Here is an 18,934-nt window from a genome sequence, read left to right as displayed (position 1 = left end):
ATGCAAAGTGCCTGACCCGGTACGTACGTTGAACGCTCCTGGGGTCGGCGTCGCAGTTCCCCGAGCCCCTGGTGGCTGACGTCCGGGGCCGCGAAAGGGTGTGCCCGAGAGGATCAGCCCCTCTCGGGCACACGCTTCGCAGTCTAGGACCGGAGGGCGGCGATTGTCGTGCTCAGGGCGGTCGCGACGTCGGGGACGAGTTGGTGGTGCCCGTCCTTGACGATGTGGCGGCCGCCGACCACCACGTGGCGGACGTCGGCGGCGGAGGCGGCGAAGACGGCCGTCTCGGCGCCGAGTTCCGGCGGCGGCCCGGCGGTGCGGACCGAGTCGAGGGCCAGCACGGTGAAGTCGGCCAGGGCGCCGGCCTCGATCCGGCCCGCCTCGGGCCAGCCGAGCGAGGCGTGGCCGTCCTCGCTGCCCGCGCGGAGCAGGGCGTTCGCCGTCCAGTGGCCGCGGGTGCGGGTGCGCAGGCGTTCGTCCAGCTCCAGGGCCCGGGCCTCCTCAAACGGGTCGATCACCGCGTGGCTGTCGCTGCCGAGGGTGATCGGGCAGCCCGCGCCGGCCAGCCGCCGGGCGGGCCCGATGCCGTCCGCGAGGTCGCGTTCGGTGGTGGGACACATGCAGATGTTGGTCGAGGAGTCCGAGAGCAGCTGGATGTCCTGGTCCGTCAGGTGGGTCGCGTGCACCGCGGAGGTGCGCGGCCCGAGCACGCCGTGGTCGGCGAGCAGCCTGGTCGGGGTGACGCCGTGGGCGGTGAGGCAGGCGTCGTTCTCGGCGGTCTGCTCCGAGAGGTGGACGTGCAGTTGGGCGTCCGCTGCGGTGGCCCACTGGGCGACGGTGCTCAACTGCGCGGCGGGGACGGCCCGGACGGAGTGCACGGCGGCACCGATCCGGGCGTGTTCGGCCGGCTTGAGGGCGCTGACCCGTTCCGCCCAGGCGTCCGAGTCGCCGTCGCTGAACCGGAGTTGGTGCCGGGTCGGTTCGGCGCCGAAGCCGGACGAGAGGTAGCAGGTGTCCAGCAGGGTGATCCGGATGCCGGCCCGGGCCGCCGCCTCGATCAGGGCGTGGCCCATCGCGTTCGGGTCGGCGTACCGGCCGCCGCCGGGGGCGTGGTGCAGGTAGTGGAACTCGCCCACGCTGGTGATCCCGGCGAGCGCCATCTCGGCGTAGACCGCGGTGGCCAGCGCCAGGTAGCTGTCCGGGTCGAGCGCACCGGCGAACCGGTACATGGTGTCCCGCCAGGTCCAGAAGGTGCCGGAGCCGACCTGGACGCTGCCCCGGAGCGCGCGGTGGAAGGCGTGCGAGTGGGCGTTCGCCTGGCCGGGCAGCAGCAGCCCGGTCAGCCGGACCGCGCCGGGCGGGCAGGGCCCGCTGTCCGGCGCGACCGCCGTGATCCGGCCGTCCGCCACCGAGATCAGCACGTCCCGCTCGACCGCCGGACCGTTGACGTGCGGCAGCCAGGCGTACTCCGCCCAGTAGGTGGTCACTGACACGCCAGATCCTCCAGGACGTCGGCGAGCGCGGTCACTCCGGCCAGGCAGTCGGCCTGCTCGGCGTACTCGGCCGGGGAGTGCGAGACCCCGCTCGGGTTACGTACGAACAGCATGGCGGTCGGGACGGCCGATGCCAGGATCCCGGCGTCGTGTCCCGCTCCGGTCGGCAGCACCGGTACGCCACCCAGGCGCTTGGCCAGCCGGTCGCGCAGCGGTCCGTCGAAGTCGACCACCGGGGTGTACGACTCGCGGGTCAGCTCGACCCGGACGCCGTCCTGCTCGCCGCGCCGCAGCGCGGACTGCCGGATCCGCTCGACCAGTTCGGTCAGCACGGTCTCGTCGGCCGCCCGGGAGTCCAGCCAGCCGCGGATCAGCGAGGCGATCGCGTTGGTGCCGTTCGGCTCCACCGCGACCTTGCCGAAGGTGGCCAGTGCCCCGGCCAGTTCGGCCTGCTGACGAGCCGACAGGACGGTGTCGGCGAAGGTCAGCATCGGGTCGCGGCGGTCCTCGATCCGGGTGGTCCCGGCGTGGTTGGCCTCGCCGTGGAAGTCGAACCGCCAGCGGCCGTGCGGCCAGATCGCACTGGCCACCCCGATCGGCTGATCCTCCGTCAGGTACCGGCCCTGCTCGACGTGCAGCTCGACGAAGGCGCCGATCCGGCGCAGCCGGTCGTCGTCCGCGCCGATCGCGGCCGGGTCGTACCCCGCCCGCTCCATCGCGTCGGGCAGCCGGACACCGTCGGCGTCGCGCAGCTCGTACGCCTGCTCGCGACCGAGCACCCCGGCGCTCAGCCGGGAGCCGATGCAGGCCACGCCGAACCGGGCGCCCTCCTCGTCGCCGAAGTTGACGATCGCCAGCGGGCGGGTGAACTCCGTCCCCCTGTCCCGGAGTTCGTCCAGGGCGGCGAAGGAGGAGACCACCCCGAGCGGGCCGTCGAAGGCGCCGCCGTCCGGGACGGAGTCCAGGTGCGAGCCGGTGACGATCGCGCCGTCACCCCGAGGATCACCCAGCCAGGCCCACTGGTTGCCGTTGCGGTCCAGCTCGTAGGCCAGGCCACGGTTGGTGGCCTGCTGCTCGAACCAGGCCCGGCACTCGGCGTCGGCCGAGTTCCAGGCGTGCCGGCGGTAGCCCCCGGAGGAGGCGGAGCGGCCCACGGGGAGCAGCTCCGCCCACATCTCTTCGAAGGTCACAGCTCACCCATCGGGACGCGGACACCACGCTCGTCGGCGACCTCGACCGCACGGTCGTACCCGGCGTCCACGTGCCGGATCACGCCCATGCCCGGGTCGTTGGTGAGCACCCGGCGGATCTTCTCGCCCGCCAGCGGGGTGCCGTCGGCGACCGTGACCTGACCGGCGTGGATCGAGCGGCCGATGCCGACGCCGCCGCCGTGGTGGATGGAGACCCAGGAGGCGCCGGAGGCGACGTTGACCATGGCGTTCAGCAGCGGCCAGTCGGCGATCGCGTCGGAGCCGTCCAGCATCGCCTCGGTCTCCCGGTACGGGGAGGCCACCGAGCCGCAGTCCAGGTGGTCGCGGCCGATCACGATCGGCGCGGACAGCTCGCCGCTCGCCACCATGTCGTTGAACCGCTCACCGGCCTTGTCGCGCTCGCCGTAGCCGAGCCAGCAGATCCGCGCCGGGAGGCCCTGGAAGTGCACCTTCTCCTGGGCCATCTTGATCCAGCGGTGCAGCGACTCGTTCTCCGGGAAGAGGTCGAGCACGGCCTTGTCGGTCTTGTAGATGTCCTGCGCGTCACCCGAGAGCGCGGCCCAGCGGAACGGGCCCTTGCCCTCGCAGAACAGCGGCCGGATGTACGCCGGGACGAAGCCCGGGAAGGCGAACGCGCGGTCGTAGCCCGCGAGTTGGGCCTCGCCACGGATCGAGTTGCCGTAGTCGAAGACCTCGGCGCCACGGTCCTGGAAGCCGACCATCGCCTCGACGTGCTTGGCCATCGACTCGCGCGAGCGCTGGGTGAACTCGGCCGGCTTGGCCGCCGCGTAGTCCGCCATGTCGTCGAAGTCGACGCCGATCGGCAGGTAGGCCAGCGGGTCGTGCGCGCTGGTCTGGTCGGTGACGATGTCGATCGGCGCGTCCATCGCGAGCAGCTGCGGGAACAGCTCGGCCGCGTTGCCCAGCAGGCCGATCGACAGCGGCTGCTTCTTGTCCCGGGCGGCGGTGGCCAGCTCCAGCGCGTGGCTGAGGTTCTTCGCCTCCACGTCCAGGTAGCGGTGCTCGATCCGGCGGGCGATCCGGGACGGGTCACAGTCGATACAGATCGCCACGCCACCGTTCATGGTGACGGCCAGCGGCTGGGCGCCACCCATGCCGCCGAGACCGGCGGTGAGGGTGATGGTGCCTTCGAGGGTGTCGTTGAACTTCTTCGCGGCCACCGCGCCGAAGGTCTCGTACGTGCCCTGCAGGATGCCCTGGGTACCGATGTAGATCCAGGAGCCGGCCGTCATCTGGCCGTACATGGTGAGCCCGAGGTTCTCCAGCCGGCGGAACTCCTCCCAGTTGGCCCAGTCGCCGACCAGGTTGGAGTTGGCGATCAGCACCCGGGGCGCCCACTCGTGCGTCTGCATCACACCGACCGGCCGCCCGGACTGGACCAGCATGGTCTCGTCCTGCTTGAGCGTCTGCAGCGTGCGCACCATCGCGTCGTACGAGCGCCAGTCCCGGGCCGCCTTGCCGGTGCCGCCGTAGACCACCAGCTTGGAGGGGTGCTCGGCCACCTCCGGGTCGAGGTTGTTCATGAGCATCCGCAGGGCGGCCTCCTGCTGCCAGCCCTGCGTCGTCAGCTGCGTCCCACGCGCCGCGCGCACCTCGCGCGGACCACTGCCCTGCTGCTGCACCATGCTCACGGTCTCCTTGCGGATGGATTCATTCAAAGTCTGTTGGACTGAATATATCCAATCACTCGGACGGCGGCCAGAGGAACGGCGTGGCATTGCGCTCTTCAGGCCGCCGCGTCGCCGCCGTCCCAGCTGATGCCGATGTCGGCGAGCCAGGCGCGGTCGTCGGCGTGCGGGGTCTCGGGGTCGACGGGTTTCGGCGGGCGGGGGATCTCCTGGATCGGGCCCAGGCCGTACTTCTCGGCGGCGGCCGAGGCGGCCGGGCCCGGGTTGATCACGCCGACGTGCACGGCGGTCTCGTCGCCCTCCTCCAGAATGGTGAGCTCGGGCTGGGGCGGTTGGCGGAGAGCGATCCGGCGGCCGCAGGTGGGGCAGGACCACTCGTCGGCGCCCGAGGCGAGGCGGCCGACCAGTTTCATCTCGTGGATCACGCGCATGGCTGAGCAGACCCCCGTTCGGCCCTGAGGTCAGGGCCTCCCTGACGGGATGCCCGCTCACGGACAGTCAACAACCGGACGACACCAAGCTGTTGCAGGATCAGGCCAACCGGTCGGCTCCGGTGTAGACGTTGGCACCCTCGCCGCGCAGGAAGCCGACCAGGGTCAGGCCGAGCTCCTCCGCCAGGTCCACCGCCAGCGAGGACGGGGCCGAGACGGCGGCCAGCACCGGGATGCCCGCCAGCGCCGCCTTCTGGGTCAGCTCGAACGAGGCCCGCCCGCTCACCAGCAGCAGGTGCCCGGCCAGCGGCAGCCGGTCCTCGCGGAGCGCCCAGCCCACCACCTTGTCGACCGCGTTGTGCCGCCCGACGTCCTCCCGGACGCAGAGCAGCTCGCCCTCCGCCGTGAACAGCCCGGCCGCGTGCAGGCCGCCGGTCGAGTCGAACGCCCGCTGCGCCGCCCGGAGTTGGTCCGGCAGCCCGTACAGCACGCGCGGCGACACCCGGACCTGGTCCGCCCCGACCGGCCAGCGGACGTGGGTGCGGACCGCCTCGACGGTGTCCCGGCCGCACAGGCCGCAGGCGCTGGTGGTCAGCAGGTTCCGATGGGTCGTCAGCGCCGGGCGGCCGCCGCGCAGGGTGGCGTCCACCACGTTGTAGGTGTTCAGCCCGTCCGCGTCGGTCCCGGCGCAGTACCGCAGCGCGGCCAGCTCGGCCGCCGTGTGCAGCATCCCCTCACCGACCAGGAAGCCGGCCACCAGGTCGAAGTCGTGCCCCGGGGTGCGCATGGTCACGGTCAGCGCCTCGCCGCCGACCCGGATCTCCAGCGGCTCCTCCGCCGCCAGCGCGTCCGCCCGCTCGCCGCGCTCGTCCCCGCGCAGCCGCAACACCCGCCGCCGTACCGTCGCCCGTGCCATCCGTCCGTACCCCTTTCACGGCCGACCGGCCACCGCCTGCCAGGCTACGACTCCGCGCCGGGCCTCAGTGCACCGAGACCCGGTCGGCCTCCGGGGCCGGTACAGAGTGCCGGGCGGGCCGCGGGCGGACCGGCCACCAGAGGGCCCGGCCGAGCAGCGCGGCGAAGGCGGGGACCACCACCAGGGCCAGCACCAGCGCGGAGAGCATGATGCCGAGCGCCATCGCGAACGCGACTTGTTCGCTGCCCGGCGTGGTGGCGAGCGAGGCGAAGGAGCCGGCCAGCACCAGTCCGGCCGTCGCGATGGCCGGTGCGGTGTGCCGTACGGCGCGGGCCACGGCGGCCCGGGCCGGGCCCGGCTGCCGCATCTCCTCCCGGATCCGGTCGGCGATCAGGATGTTGTAGTCGGTGCCCAGGGCCACCACGAACAGGAACAGCACCAGCGGCAGGGTGAAGCTGACGCCCGGGCGGCCCAGGCCGTGCTGGAACAGCAGCGTGGCGGCGCCGAGGGTGGCGGCGAAGCCGAGCCCGACGGCGAGCATCAGGACCAGCGGTGCGAGCAGGCTGCGCAGGAGCAGCAGCAGGATCAGCGCGATCAGCGCGGCCGCGACCGGGAACACGATCCTGAGGTCGTGGTCGACGGCGGTCGACACGTCGGCGAGGATCGCCGCCGTCCCGCCCACGTGGGCCGACGTCCCGGCAGGGGTGTGCCGGGCGACGGCCGCCCGGATCGGTCCCGAGGCCAGGTCGCGGGCCCGCTGGCTCTGCGGGTCGGCGGTCGGGTAGAGGTCGATCCGGGCGGCCCGGTGGTCCCCGTTCAGCACGGTCGGGGCGACCTGGCCGACGCCGTCGACCGCGGCGAGCGCGCGGGCGAGGCCGGCCAGCCGGTCGGTGCCGAGGGTGCCGCCGTCCGTGCTGGTGACGAAGACGCTGGTCGGGTCCGACACCCCGGCCGGCAGCGCCCGGGCGATCTCGGCGGCGGTGGCCGCGGCGGCGGTCCGGGCACCGGAGTCGCCCCGGCCGTAGTCCATCCGGATGCCGGTCAGCCCGGCGGCCAGCGCGACGAGCAGGGCGACGGAGACGGCCAGCGCGGTCAGCGGCCGCCGGGCGACCAGCGCGCCGAAGCGGGCGGTACGGCCCCCGGCCGGCTCGCGGCGCAGGCTCCGGGACGGCCAGAACATCTTGCGCCCGGCGGCGGCGAGCAACGCCGGCATCAGGGTGAGGCTGCCGAGCAGCATCACCAGGACCGCGACGGCGATCGCCGGACCGAGCGAGCGGAACTGCCCGAAGGTCGCGACCCCAAGCGTGGCGAACGCGGCCACGATGGTCAGCGCCGCCGAGGTGATCGCGGTGCCCACCCGGCCGGCGACCTCGGCCGCCGCCTCCCGGGCCGGCTGTTCGGGCCGGGCGCGCAGCTGCTCGCGGAAGCGGAACAGCAGGAACAGCAGGTAGTCGATGCCGATGCCGAGCAGCACCACGTTGATCAGCCCCGGGGTGCCCGGGTCGAGCTCGCGCCCGGTGAGCATCGCGGTGCCCGCGACGGCACCCGCCGCCGCGCCGCCGATCACGGCGACCGCGAGCAGCGGCAGCAGGGCGGCCAGCACGCTGCGGAACACCAGCACGTTGAGCAGCACGATCAGCCCCGTGACCAGGGCGCCGCCGACCTTCGTGGCGGTCTCGTTGGCGTCGGCGGTGTCGACCGTGTCGGCGAGCGACCCGGTGAAGCCGGTGCGCATCCCGGCCTCGGCGAACTGCGTCCGGGCCGCGTCCCGGAAGGTCCGGTAGACGCCCTGGACCCCCTGGTCGGCCGGGTTGCCGGTGAGCTGGACGGAGAGCAGCTCGAAACTCCGGTCGGGCGCCGTCATCGCCGGGGCGATCCGGGGCGTCTGGGAGCTGTCGGGGACCAGGAACGCCGGGACGTCGTCCTCCCGGGGCATGACCACCCGGCGCTGGGCCAGCTTCGCCGCCTCGGCCTCGATCCGCTGCTGGTCGGCGGCGCCGAGCGCCCCGCCGTCGGAGCGGGCGACCAGCACCGTCACGGTGCTGGCGTTCGGGTCGATCCCGAACTGCTCCTCGGCGATCCGCAGCGCGGCGGCCGAGTCGTAGCCGCGGGGCAGGAAGTCCCCGGTCTGATGCTGCGTCACCCGGGCCATCAAGGTCGGGGCCAGGGCCGTCAGGGCGAGCCCGAGCACCGCCCAGAGGGCGATCACCTTCCACGGGTTTCTGATGGAGCATCCGGTCAGGGCGCGGATCACGGTGGTCCTCCGGCGGACGAAGTCGGGTACGGACGCCGGGGTTCCCGGCCGGTCTCCAGACCATCACCGGTGGGGGCCGTCGGGCGTCGGGGCAGCGGAGGATCCGGGCCGGGGCCCTGGGTCCTCCCCGGGCCTCCGACCAGGAGCAGGGTCCTGGTCCCGATCCAGGTCCACCGTCCGGTCGGACGCCTTGATCGCTGTGCGAGGCTGTCAGGACGGACACCGAAGGGGACCGACATGCCCAGCACCGCCGGGGAGCCACCGCGGACCGACCGCGCCGAGCAGCCGTGGTCCCGCAACGACGCGCTGATCACCGGCGGGGCCTGCGCGCTGAACCTGCTCAGCTACGTGTTCTTCGACTCCCCCGACAGCCGGTACGACGTGAACGCGGCCGGCTTCCTGCTGCTCGCGGTGGCCGCGCTGCCGCTGCTGGCCCGGCGCAGCCACCCGGTGGCGGCGCTCGCCGCCGTGCTGGCCCTCGACGCGACGGCCTCGCTGGTCGCGCCGCTGCCCGGTCACTTCGGGGCCGTCCTGATGGTCGCCCTGTACACGGTCGCCCGGACCCGCCCCGGCCGGGTGACGGCGGTCGCCGCCGTCACGACGGTGGCGGTGACGCTGCTGAGCCAGAGCAGCGGCCGGATCCCGTCCTGGGGGGAGGCCGTCAGCCCGCTGCTCTCCACCGCGATCGTGGTCGGCGGCGCCCTGGTGGTCAACCACCGGCAGCGGGAGCTGGCGACCCACCGCGGGCTGCTCGCCGACCGTGCGGTGGCCGACGAACGGCGGCGCATCGCACGGGAGTTGCACGACATCGTGGCCCACCACATCACCACCATGCAGCTGATGGCCGGCGGCGCCCGGGCCAATCTCGCCGACCCCGAGGTGGCCCGGGAGGCCCTGGTCACCCTGGAGTCCTCCGGGCGGCTCGCGCTCCGCGAGATGCGCCAACTCCTCGACGTCCTGCGGACCGACGACGAACCGGAGAGCACGCCCGCGCTCCCCCAGCCCGGCGCCGAGGACCTCGACCGCCTGGTGGCCGAGTCCCGACTCGGCGGGCTGCCGACCGAGTTCGGGGTCCACGGGCCGGTCCGTCCGCTGCCGCCGACCGTCGGTCTCACGGTGTTCCGGATCGTCCAGGAGGCCCTGACCAACACCCGCAAGTACGCGGGCACCGCCCACGCTTCCGTACGGCTGACGTACCGCCAGGACGGCGTCACCGTCGAGGTGCGGGACGACGGCGGGGAGGCCCCGCCACCGGCGGGCCCGGGCGGCTACGGCCTGATCGGGATGCGCGAGCGGGTCGCCCTGCACGGCGGGACGCTCACCGTCGGCCCGCGGCCCGACGGCGGGTTCGGCGTGCTGGCCGAACTGCCGCTGACCGCCGAGGAGGCACACCGGTGACGCCGATCAGGGTGCTGATCGTGGACGACCAGCCGCTGGTCCGGCGCGGCCTGGCGCTGATCCTCTCCCCCGACCCGTCCTTCGAGGTGGTGGGCGAGGCGGAGAACGGCGCCCAGGCGGTCAGCCTCGCCCGTCAACTGCGCCCCGACGTGGCGGTGATGGACATCCGGATGCCCGTCCTCGACGGGGTCGCCGCGACCGGGGAGCTCGCCACCGCCGTGCCCGACTGCCGGGTGCTGGCCCTCAGCACCTTCGACATGGACGAGTACGTGTGGGCGCCCTGCGCGCCGGAGCCTACGGATTCCTGCCCAAGGACAGCTCCCCGGAGGACCTGGCGGCGGCGATCCGCACCGTGCACGCCGGCGAGGCCGTCGTCGCGCCGCGCCTGCTCACCCGGCTGATCTCCACCTACGTCCGGACACCCGGCGCTGCCCGCCCCGTTCCCGTCGACCTGGGCGGTCTCACCCCGCGCGAGGTCGAGGTGTGGCGGCTGATCGCCACCGGCCTGGACAACGCGGGGATCGCCCGGGCCCTGGAGATCAGCCTCTCGACGGTGAAGAACCACATCACCTGCATCTTCGACAAGCTCGCCGTCCGGGACCGCGCCCAGGCGGTCATCGCGGCCTACGAATCGGGCCTGGTCCGCGCGGCGGAGCAGCCCTAAAGCAGTGCGTCCGCCGCCTTGAACGGGGCGCCGTGGCCGGGGACGAGCACGTCGGCGGCGGCCAGCACCCGCTGCCGGGCGCCGCGGTGCCGGTCGTGGTCCGGTGCGACCGGGTCCTCCACCGGGCCGTTCGGCCGCCACCAGAGGTCGCCGACGAAGGCCACCACACCCTCGGGGGTGCCGGCCAGCAGGGTGATGTCCTCGGGGCTGTGGCCGGGGGTGCGGATCAGCCGCAGGGACGGGGTGAGCTCGTAGCCCTCGGCGTCCCGGTCGGTCCACTGGTCGCCCTGGTAGACCGCCTTGTGGTCGTGCACCCGGGCCAGGCCGAACAGGCCGACGTTCATGGTGTTGTCCGGGTGGTGGTGGCTGAGCACCACGTCGGTGATGTCGTCGGGGCCGAGCCCCAGCTCGGCCAGCGGACCGAGGATGCGGTCCCGGCTCGCCACCATGCCCGGGTCGACGATCACGTGCCGGTCGCCGTCCCGCAGGTAGGAGACCGTGGCGGCCACGCCGGGGCCGGTGGAGAGGGTGTAGCCGGTGGTCAGGATCGTGTACTGGGCGCTGCGGCCGAGCGGTGCGTCTGTCATGGCTCGAGTCTTCCGGGCGGGCCCGGCCGGTACGAGTGGCCTTCCTGCCGCTGATCGCGGGTTTCGTGCCAGACTCCCCGCATGTCCTTCCTGACCGTCGCCGCCTACGCCCCGGCCGGTGTCGGCATCCTGGCGGCGGGCATCGTCGCCGAGGTGTTCGACCCGCGCGGGAACGGCCTGCCCGCCTTCGACTTCGCGCTCTGCACCGACCGCCCAGGGCCGGTCAGGACCGACACCGGGCTGCCGCTCCTGGTCGGGCACGGCCTGGACCGGCTGGCCGAGGCCGACCTGGTCCTCACCCTGCCCTGGGCGGACTTCCGCACCCCGCCGGCGCCCGCCGTACTCGACGCCCTGTCAGCCGCCCACCGGCGCGGCGCCCTGGTCGCCAGCCACTGCGTCGGCGCCTTCGCCCTGGCGGCCGCCGGGCTGCTCGACGGCCGCCGGGCCACCACCCACTGGCGGTTCGCCGATCTGCTGGCCCGTCAGTACCCGGCCGTCGAGGTCGACTCCGCCGCCCTGTACGTGGACGAGGGCCCGGTGGTCACCGGCGCGGGCGCGGCCGCCGGCTTCGACCTCTGCCTGCACCTGCTCCGGCGCGAGCACGGCGCCGCGACGGCCAACGCGATCGCCCGGGACCTGGTGCTGCCCTCGCACCGGGCCGGCGGGCAGGCCCAGTACGTGGCCACCCCCGCTCCCGAGGACTGCCACGACGACCGGCTCGCCGAGGTGCTCGACTGGGCCCGGGCCCATCTCGACCAGCCGCTGCCGGTGACCGAGCTGGCCCGCCGGGCCCTGATGAGCCGCCGGTCCTTCGCCCGGCGGTTCGCCGCCGCCACCGGCACCACCCCGCACTCCTGGCTGCTCAACCTGCGGCTCGGCCGGGCCGAGGAACTGCTGGAGACCACGAACCTGCCGGTCGAGGAGATCGCCCGTCAGGTCGGCTACCGGAGCGCCGCCGTGCTGCGCGAACAGTTCGTCCGCCGCCGGGGCGTGCCGCCGCGCTCGTACCGGCGCGCGTTCGCCCAGGTGTCCGCACCCTAGTTGTCATATCTTCATTCACCTGGTGTGATTGTGTATATGGATATGCACAGTGCTGTGGACCCCGACGCTCCGCTGGTCCTGGTCGGCAAGGCCGACGTCAGTGCGGAGGACGTGATCGCCGTCGCGCGCGGCAACGCCCGGGTCGAGATCGGCCCCGACGCGCTCGCCGAGATGGCCACCGCCCGGGCCAGGATCGACGCGCTGGCCGCCGAGCCGCGCCCGGTGTACGGCATCTCGACCGGCTTCGGTGCACTCGCCGTCCGGCACATCAGCCCCGAGCTGCGGGCCCAGCTCCAGCGCTCGCTGGTGCGCTCGCACGCCGCCGGCATGGGCCCGGTGGTGGAGCGCGAGGTGGTCCGCGCGCTGATCTTCCTGCGGATGAAGACGCTGGCCTCCGGCCGCACCGGCGTCCGCCCGCTGGTGGCCCAGAACATGGCCGCCATGCTGAACGCCGGCATCACCCCCGTGGTCCGGGAGTTCGGCTCGCTCGGCTGCTCCGGCGACCTGGCCCCGCTGTCGCACTGCGCGCTCGCGCTGATGGGCGAGGGCACCGCGTTCGGCCCGGACGGCGTCGAGCGGGACGCCGGCGAGCTGCTCGCCGAGGCCGGCATCGAGCGGGTCGAGCTGCTGGAGAAGGAGGGCCTGGCCCTCATCAACGGCACCGACGGCATGCTCGGCATGCTGGTGATGGCGCTGGCCGACCTGGCCCGCCTGTTCACCACCGCCGACATCACCGCCGCGATGTCGCTGGAGGCGCTGCTCGGCACCGACAAGGTGCTCGCCCCCGAGCTGCACGGCCCGATCCGCCCGCACCCGGGCCAGGCGCTGTCCGCCGCCAACATGCTCGCCGTGCTCAAGGGCTCCGCCCTGACGGGGCATCACCAGGACGACGCGCCCCGGGTCCAGGACGCGTACTCGATCCGCTGCGCCCCGCAGGTCGCGGGCGCCGGCCGGGACACCCTGGCGCACGCCCAGCTGGTCGCCTCCCGCGAGCTGGCCGCCTCGGTCGACAACCCGGTGGTGCTGCCCGACGGCCGGGTGGAGTCGAACGGCAACTTCCACGGCGCCCCGGTCGCGTACGTGCTCGACTTCCTCGCCATCGCCGCCGCCGACCTGGGCTCGATCTCCGAGCGCCGCACCGACCGGCTGCTGGACAAGGCCCGCTCGCACGGCCTGCCGGCCTTCCTGGCCGACGACCCGGGCGTGGACTCCGGTCTGATGATCGCTCAGTACACCCAGGCCGCCCTGGTCAGCGAGAACAAGCGGCTCGCCGTCCCGGCCTCGGTGGACTCGATCCCGTCCTCCGCGATGCAGGAGGACCACGTCTCGATGGGCTGGTCCGCCGCCCGCAAGCTGCGCCAGTCGGTGGAGAACCTCGGCCGCATCCTGGCCGTCGAGCTGACCGCCTCGGCCCGCGCGCTGGAGATCCGGGTCGACAACGGCAGCGGCCCGCTGGCCCCCGCCACCGCCGCCGCTGTGGCCACCGCCCGCGCGGCCGGGGTCGGCGGCGCCGGCCGCGACCGCTTCCTCTCCCCCGACCTGGAGGCCGCCGCCGCCCTGGTCGCCTCGGGCGAGCTGGTCACCGCGGTCGAGCGGGTCACCGGCCCGCTGGCGTAGTACGCACCCCTGGGCCGGGGTGACTGGACGTCAGTGCCAGTCGCTCCGGCTCGGGCGGTTGTTCCGCTCCCCGCGGCCGGCGAAGACGGCGGCGAAGTTGACCCCGACGATGCCCGCCCAGCAGACCAGCATCCCGGGCAGGTGCTCGCCGGCCGAGATGGCGGTGAGCGGAATGGCCAGGCCCAACGAAATGAGCGGCAGCCGTCCGGCACCCGTCAGGCCCCGGCCGCCGCGCCGCCCGCCCTCCACACCGTGCTGGGCCAGCCGGTCCGCCACCCGCTGGTCGACCTGGGCGTCGATCCGCGAGTCGAGCCGGGTCAGAAAGGAGTCGACGATCTCCGTCTCGTACTCCTTGCCGAGCTCCTTGCGGGTCTGCAGGGCCGCGTCGAGGTCCTGCTTCAGATCGTCCTGGCGACTGTTCATACCGCCCATCCTGTCGTCCCGGCCACCACGAGGTCCACTTCGGGCTTGCGGTTTCCGGGACACGTCAGGGGTAAATCAGGGTCACCCCGAGGGCGCCCGCCCCGTCCCACTGTTCGATACCTCGTTGCCCGTGCCCCGGGACTGCTGCACAGTCGTCCGGAGCACCGCCCGAGCCGCCCGGAGGAACCGCTGATGACCGACACGGACGACACGGGTACGGTCGGCCCCTCCGCCCGGCTGCTCCAGCTGTTCGAGGGGCACCGCCTGACTCCGACTCAGCGCCGGATCGCCCACTCCCTGGTCAAGCACGCCGCCGAGGCCCCGTTCCTCTCCAGCGTCGAGGTGGCCGAACTGGCCGGGGTCAGCCAGCCCTCGGTCACCCGCTTCGCGGTCGCCCTCGGCTTCGACGGCTACCCGGCCCTGCGCAAGCAGCTCCGCGAACTCGGCGCGGGCGAACCGGCCGCCCCCGAGTCGCACGCCGACGTGGTCCGCAACGAGCACCAGCAGGCCGTACTCGCCGAGATCGCCCACCTGCGCCACCTCGCCGAGCTGCTCGCCGACCCCGAACCGATCGTCCGGGCCGCCCGGCTGCTGGCCGCCTCCAGGCCGCTGCCGGTCCTCGGCCTGCGGGCCGCGTCCGCGCAGGCCCGGGGCTTCGCGTACTTCGCCGCCAAGGTGCACCCCGACATCCGGCTGCTCGACGAGGGCGGCTCGATGCTCGCCGACCGGCTGGAACAGGCGGTCGCGGCCGGGGCCTCGGCCCTGCTCTGCTTCGCACTGCCGCGCTACCCCAAGGAGCTGATGGAGGCTCTGACGGTGGCGCGGGACCACGGGCTGACCGTGCTGACGGTGGCCGACAGCGCGTTCGCGCCGGTGGCGAAGCTCTCCGACCTGCTGCTGCCGGCCGCCGTCGGCACCGGGCTGGTCTTCGACACCGCCTGTGCGCCGATGATGCTCGGGCGGGCGCTGCTGCAGACCATGTGCGACTTCATCCCCGGCGCCGAGGCCCGGCTGGAGTCGATCGAGCAGTCGGCCGCCGCGCGCGGCCTCTTCCTCGACTAGCACGCCGCCCCGGTCAGAGCGCCGCCTCGATCAGGTCGGCGGTGTGGGCGGTGCCGCCCATGGTGCGGAGTTCGTGCCGGATCGCGGCGAGCCGCTCGGCCACCGCCGGGTCGGCGGTGAGGTCGAGCAGGGCCGCGCGGAGAGCGTCTGACGGTGCGTCGGTGTCCAGGCGGCGGCCGACGCCGAGTCCGACCAGCCGGTCGGCGTTGGCGAACTGGTCGGCGCCCTGCGGGACGGCGATCATCGGGACACCGCAGTACAGGCCCTCGGTGGCACCGCCCATCCCGGCGTGCGTGACGAAGGCGTCCGCCTGTTCCAGCACAGCCAGTTGGGGCACCCAGGAGTGCACCTCGACGTTGGCCGGGACCGGGCCGAGGTCGGCGGCCCGGACCTGCTTGCCGATCTGGAGCACGACGTGCCAGCCCGGCAGGTCGCCGAAGGCGCGCAGGCAGGCGCGGTAGAAGTCGGGCTGGTCGGTGTAGGCGGAGCCGAGGGAGATCAGCAGCACCCGCTCGGCGTCCGCCGGACGGGCCCAACTCCCCTGCTCCGAGCGGTCGCCGAGGCAGGGGCCGACGAAGGTGTAGCGCTCGGGGTCGACCCGGTCGGCGTTCGGCTGCAGGGCGCGCGGGATCAGGGCGAGCGAGCGGGTGGGCTTGCCGAGGAAGTCCAGCGGGTCGATGCCGGTGATGCCGTTCTCGGCCAGCCAGCGGGTGAACCCGGCCGTGTACTCGTGCCCGTCGGTGCGGATCGCGTCGTACAGCTCGGAGAAGTCGTCCTCGTACCCGTCCCAGGCGACGAAGGTCGGGGAGAGCTGGAGGATCGGCACGTCCCAGTTCTCGGCGAGCACGCGGGCCGGGCAGCCGGCGATGTCGTAGAGGAAGAGGTCGGGGCGGTCCCGGTCGAAGGCGTCCCGCAGGACCGGCAGCATCGCCTCGGCGTCCCGGAGGAAGTACTCCTGCACCTTGACCGGGTCCTCCGGCCAGTCGGCGTCCTCGCCGGTGAGCGGGAGGGTGGTGCGGTACGGGACCAGGGTGGCGCCGGTGCCCTCGATCGGTCCGGCGAAGGCGGGGTCGTTGGCGTAGCTGACCCGGTGGCCGCGGGCGACCAGCTCGCGGATCACCTCCAGGCTGGGGTTGACGTGGCCGTGGGCCGGGATCGAGACCATGGCGATATGGGCGGGGCGGCGGGTCATCGCGGTCCTCCAGAGAGTCAAGACGAGACGGTCCGTCTCGCTCGATCACCATGCGGCACATCCGAGGGACTGTCAAGACGAGACGTTTCGTATCGTCAGACTGATAGCATCGCCCGCATGACTTCGAGGACCCCGGACCCGGCCCGCCGCAGCGAGCGCTCCCGGCAGGCGATCCTGACCGCCGCCGCCGAGCTGGTCACCGAGCTCGGGTACGCCAGGCTCACCATCGAGGCGATCGCCGCCCGGGCCGGGGTCGGCAAGCAGACCATCTACCGGTGGTGGCCGTCCAAGGGCGCGGTGGTGTTCGACGCCCTGCTGGCCGGGAACGCGAACGAGGCCGGCAGCCTCGCCCTCCCCGACACGGGGGACGTGGCCGCCGACCTCAGGACGCTGCTCCGGGGCACCGCCGACGAGCTCGCCTCACCGTTCCTCGGCAGCGCGGGCCGCGCCCTGGCCGCCGAGGTGCTGACCGATCCGAAGCTGCTGGACGAGTACCGCGAGCGGCTGCTCGGCCCACTGCTGGAGGTCACCAGGCAGCGCCTGCGGGCCGCCCGGACGGCCGGGCAGCTCGCCGCCGACGCCGATCCCGACCTGGCCGTCGAGCTGCTCTACGGCCCGATGTACTACCGCTGGCTGCACGGGCTCGGCCCGCTCGACCACGGGTACGCGGACCGGCTGGTCGAGCTCGTCCTGCGGGCACTCCGTCCCTGACGGGTGGTCAGTGCCGGTCGTTGCCGCGTCGCTTCATCGCCAGCACCACCAGGATCACCGCGGCGACCAGCAGGCCGAGCAGCACCAGGATGATCAGGATGGCGACGACGGACAGGCCCTTCTTCTTCTTGCTCTTCGACTTGGCCAGCTCCGTGGTCGCCACGGTCTTGGTCAGGGCGGGGGTGGCGACCACCAGTACGGCGTCGCTCGGCTGCGCGCCCTGAACGGCCGTCAGGGTGACGCTGTTCCGCGGCTGCGCGCTCGCGGCGCTGGCCGTGGCGGTGGCAGCGGTCAGCCCGCCGAAGGCGAGCGTCATGGTGAGCAGTGTGGCAGCCAGTCGTGTCCGCATGTTCCCCGTACCTCGTTCCCGCCCAGGCCCCTCCGGCCGGCGTTCCGCCCACTGTGGCAGAGGCCGGGCCGACGCGACAGCCTTGTGCCGCAGCGCGACAGCCTTGTACCGGAGCTGTGACCACCAGCCCCGGCCGGGCTCACGGCGGCGGCGAGGCGGGCCCGGCCAGGGCCACCGCGACCAGCGAGCGGAGGGCGGGGGCGATCTGACCGAACGGCAGGGTGGCTTCGTCCGCGAAGAGTTCGAGCAGCCAGCCGCCCGCCGCGTTGCCGCCGCCCGCCGCGACCATCGCCTTGTAGCCGCTGACCATCATCATCGCCTCCTCGGCCGGGTCGTTCCCGGCCGCCCCGGCCCGCAACGCGAACGCGCCGCCGCGCACCGTCCGCCGGGTGAGCGGGTAGTGGCCGAGGTCGAAGACCGCGTCGGGCGCCTCGATCTGGGCCCGCTGGGTCTCCGCCCCGGTGCTGGTCGGGCCGCTGGTCATCCGGTACACGGCGTGCCGGGAGGTGCGCATGAACTGCGAGCCCGGCGGCACGTACGAGATCCACCAGCCGACCGCGTCCAGCAGCCGGGCGGAGGTCTCGGCGACCACGGCGAGCCGGCTGAGGGTGTCGGCGGGGTGACTCGCCCGGCCGGCCCCGCTGGCGTCGAGGGCGCCGAGCACCACGTTGAGCAGCTGGCCCGGGTCGGCGCTGTGCGCGGCGCCGCGGAACCGGCGGCGGTCGGCGGCGCCGATCCGGCCCGGGCGCGGGCGGCCGTCCGCGCGGTGGTGCGGATCGGCGGCGTCGGCGAGCAGCACGGTGGGGTCGGGCGAGAAGCCGGGGCCGTGGCTGCGGCCGGCCACCACGGGGTGGGCGGCCCTGGCGCCCTTGGCCCGGTACTGCGCGGCGTCGGCGAGCCGGAACAGCCGGTCGGGGGTGGTCACCGGGCCGATCGAGTCGCCGGTGGAGGCGACCCCGCAGGCGACGCCTTCGCCGTCGGCCAGCTGGAGCGCCCGGGCGCACAGCTCCTCGGCCACCGCGACCACCTCGTCGGCCTTCTGGCCCTCCGCGAGCAGGCAGAACTCGTCGCCGCCGAGCCGGGCGGCGAGCGATCCGGGCAGTCGGGCGGCGGCCAGCGAGAGCTGGTGGGCGAAGCGTTCCAGCAGCCGGTCGCCGACCTCGTGGCCGAGCCGGTCGTTGACCCGCTTGAGGCCGTTGACGTCGCAGACCACCAGCGAGACCACGGTGCCGTCCCGGTTGTGCGCCTGCAGGGCACCCTCCAGCCGGGCGTCCACCGCGCGGCGGTTGGCCAGACCGGTGAGCGGGTCGGTGAAGGCGAGTCGGCGCAGGTCGGCGAGGCGTTCGGTGGCGGCCAGACCGGCCGAGATCTGGGCGGCCAGCAGGGTGGCGTACTCGGCGTCGGAGTCGCTGAAGACGTCCAGGCCGACCGTCCGGGCCAGGTAGAGCTCGCCCCAGGCCTGGCCGTGCAGCACGATCGGCGCGACCAGGCAGCACTCCCGGCCGCGCCGGCGCAGTCCGGCGGCGCGCTGCTGGCAGAACGCGCCCGCGCCGGGGTGCGCGTGCGAGGCGTGCGGTTCGACGTTCTCGGCGGTCTGCACCCAGGCGCGCGGGAGGCGGCCGGTGGTCCAGTGCTCCTCCAGGTAGGTGACGATCTCCGGGAAGTCCGCCACCGGGTACGACTCGTCCTCGGGGAGCTCCTCCTCCCCCGCCGCCAGGTCACCGTGGTTGACCAGCACCCGCAGCCGGCCGGACTCGCGGTCCCAGACCGAGACGGCGGCCATCGTCGCGCCCAGCGCGGTGGTGGCCCGGACGGCGGCGGCCCGGACCGCTTCCAGCGGGGTCAGCGCCCCCGCCATGTCCTGGGCCAGTTCGACCACCGCGCGCAACCGCCGGTCCGTCGACGGTGCCTGTACGCACTCCGCCATGGTCGCCTC

At 73.9% G+C, this 18,934-nt stretch carries 15 protein-coding genes and 2 pseudogenes; 6 read left to right on the top strand and 11 right to left on the bottom strand.

The features are described from left to right. Window positions 1–143: 143 nt before the first annotated feature. The 6 genes from F4556_RS22270 to F4556_RS22245 form a co-directional block, all read right to left on the bottom strand. Window positions 144–1,493, bottom strand: coding sequence for a formimidoylglutamate deiminase (locus tag F4556_RS22270; protein ID WP_184918855.1), 1,350 nt, complete (start codon window positions 1,491–1,493; stop codon window positions 144–146). Further along, a complete protein-coding gene (locus tag F4556_RS22265; RefSeq protein WP_184924969.1) occupies window positions 1,484–2,668 on the bottom strand; it encodes an allantoate amidohydrolase in 1,185 nt (394 codons plus the stop codon). Before F4556_RS22265 ends, F4556_RS22270 begins: the two co-directional genes overlap by 10 nt. An 11-nt stretch (window positions 2,669–2,679) precedes the next feature. Beyond that, window positions 2,680–4,350 carry a urocanate hydratase gene (hutU, locus tag F4556_RS22260; protein WP_184918853.1) on the bottom strand — a complete coding sequence of 557 codons (1,671 nt, stop codon included), beginning with the start codon at window positions 4,348–4,350 and terminating at the stop codon, window positions 2,680–2,682. A gap of 101 nt (window positions 4,351–4,451) precedes the next feature. Further along, window positions 4,452–4,784 (bottom strand): hypothetical protein, encoded by a 333-nt coding sequence (locus F4556_RS22255; RefSeq protein WP_184918851.1) that lies wholly within the window; start codon window positions 4,782–4,784, stop codon window positions 4,452–4,454. A 100-nt stretch (window positions 4,785–4,884) separates the two neighbouring features. Next, a complete protein-coding gene (gene fdhD, locus F4556_RS22250) occupies window positions 4,885–5,700 on the bottom strand; it encodes a formate dehydrogenase accessory sulfurtransferase FdhD (protein WP_184918849.1) in 816 nt (271 codons plus the stop codon). A 64-nt stretch (window positions 5,701–5,764) separates the two neighbouring features. Continuing rightward, window positions 5,765–7,954 (bottom strand): MMPL family transporter, encoded by a 2,190-nt coding sequence (locus F4556_RS22245; protein WP_184918847.1) that lies wholly within the window; start codon window positions 7,952–7,954, stop codon window positions 5,765–5,767. Between the two features lie 237 nt (window positions 7,955–8,191). Here F4556_RS22245 and F4556_RS22240 point away from each other — a divergent pair, with 237 nt between their 5' ends. Together F4556_RS22240 and F4556_RS22235 are read left to right on the top strand one after the other, a co-directional pair. Further along, a complete protein-coding gene (locus F4556_RS22240) occupies window positions 8,192–9,352 on the top strand; it encodes a sensor histidine kinase (protein WP_184918844.1) in 1,161 nt (386 codons plus the stop codon). Beyond that, window positions 9,349–10,016: pseudogene (locus tag F4556_RS22235) on the top strand (response regulator). The gene F4556_RS22240 and the pseudogene F4556_RS22235 overlap by 4 nt, the downstream one beginning before the upstream one ends. On the opposite strand, the gene F4556_RS22230 reads toward F4556_RS22235, so the two are convergent. Next, window positions 10,013–10,603 carry an MBL fold metallo-hydrolase gene (locus tag F4556_RS22230; RefSeq protein ID WP_184918842.1) on the bottom strand — a complete coding sequence of 197 codons (591 nt, stop codon included), beginning with the start codon at window positions 10,601–10,603 and terminating at the stop codon, window positions 10,013–10,015. The pseudogene F4556_RS22235 and the gene F4556_RS22230 sit on opposite strands and share 4 nt — an antisense overlap. A gap of 81 nt (window positions 10,604–10,684) precedes the next feature. On the opposite strand from F4556_RS22230, the gene F4556_RS22225 reads away from it, so the two are divergent. Together F4556_RS22225 and hutH are read left to right on the top strand one after the other, a co-directional pair. Continuing rightward, window positions 10,685–11,644, top strand: coding sequence for a GlxA family transcriptional regulator (locus tag F4556_RS22225; RefSeq protein ID WP_184918840.1), 960 nt, complete (start codon window positions 10,685–10,687; stop codon window positions 11,642–11,644). A gap of 42 nt (window positions 11,645–11,686) precedes the next feature. After that, entirely contained in the window at window positions 11,687–13,261 is a 1,575-nt protein-coding gene (hutH, locus tag F4556_RS22220; protein ID WP_184924966.1) for a histidine ammonia-lyase, read from the top strand. 30 nt (window positions 13,262–13,291) lie between these two features. Here the strand turns inward: hutH and F4556_RS22215 are convergent, their stop codons facing one another. Further along, a complete protein-coding gene (locus F4556_RS22215) occupies window positions 13,292–13,684 on the bottom strand; it encodes a hypothetical protein (protein ID WP_246511064.1) in 393 nt (130 codons plus the stop codon). Between the two features lie 192 nt (window positions 13,685–13,876). On the opposite strand from F4556_RS22215, the gene F4556_RS22210 reads away from it, so the two are divergent. Beyond that, window positions 13,877–14,746: a MurR/RpiR family transcriptional regulator gene (locus tag F4556_RS22210; protein WP_184918836.1), complete on the top strand. Its 870-nt coding sequence runs from the start codon at window positions 13,877–13,879 to the stop codon at window positions 14,744–14,746. Between the two features lie 13 nt (window positions 14,747–14,759). Here F4556_RS22210 and F4556_RS22205 read toward each other — a convergent pair whose 3' ends face one another. Next, window positions 14,760–15,938: a macrolide family glycosyltransferase gene (locus tag F4556_RS22205; RefSeq protein ID WP_184924963.1), complete on the bottom strand. Its 1,179-nt coding sequence runs from the start codon at window positions 15,936–15,938 to the stop codon at window positions 14,760–14,762. Window positions 15,939–16,055: 117 nt separating this feature from the next. On the opposite strand from F4556_RS22205, the gene F4556_RS22200 reads away from it, so the two are divergent. Then, window positions 16,056–16,649 (top strand): TetR/AcrR family transcriptional regulator, encoded by a 594-nt coding sequence (locus tag F4556_RS22200; RefSeq protein ID WP_184918834.1) that lies wholly within the window; start codon window positions 16,056–16,058, stop codon window positions 16,647–16,649. A 7-nt stretch (window positions 16,650–16,656) separates the two neighbouring features. On the opposite strand, the gene F4556_RS22195 is transcribed toward F4556_RS22200, so the two are convergent. After that, the gene (locus tag F4556_RS22195) at window positions 16,657–16,965 is read right to left on the bottom strand and encodes a hypothetical protein (protein WP_184918833.1); all 309 of its coding nucleotides are present in this window, start codon (window positions 16,963–16,965) and stop codon (window positions 16,657–16,659) included. 736 nt (window positions 16,966–17,701) lie between these two features. Further along, window positions 17,702–18,925: pseudogene (locus F4556_RS38430) on the bottom strand (GGDEF domain-containing protein); the annotation flags it as partial. Between the last annotated feature and the right edge of the window lie 9 nt (window positions 18,926–18,934).

The organism is Kitasatospora gansuensis (assembly GCF_014203705.1).
GTDB classification, from domain to species: Bacteria; Actinomycetota; Actinomycetes; order Streptomycetales; family Streptomycetaceae; genus Kitasatospora; species Kitasatospora gansuensis.
Note: the sequence above shows the minus strand (reverse complement) of the source record. Positions and strands in the feature narration are given on the sequence as shown.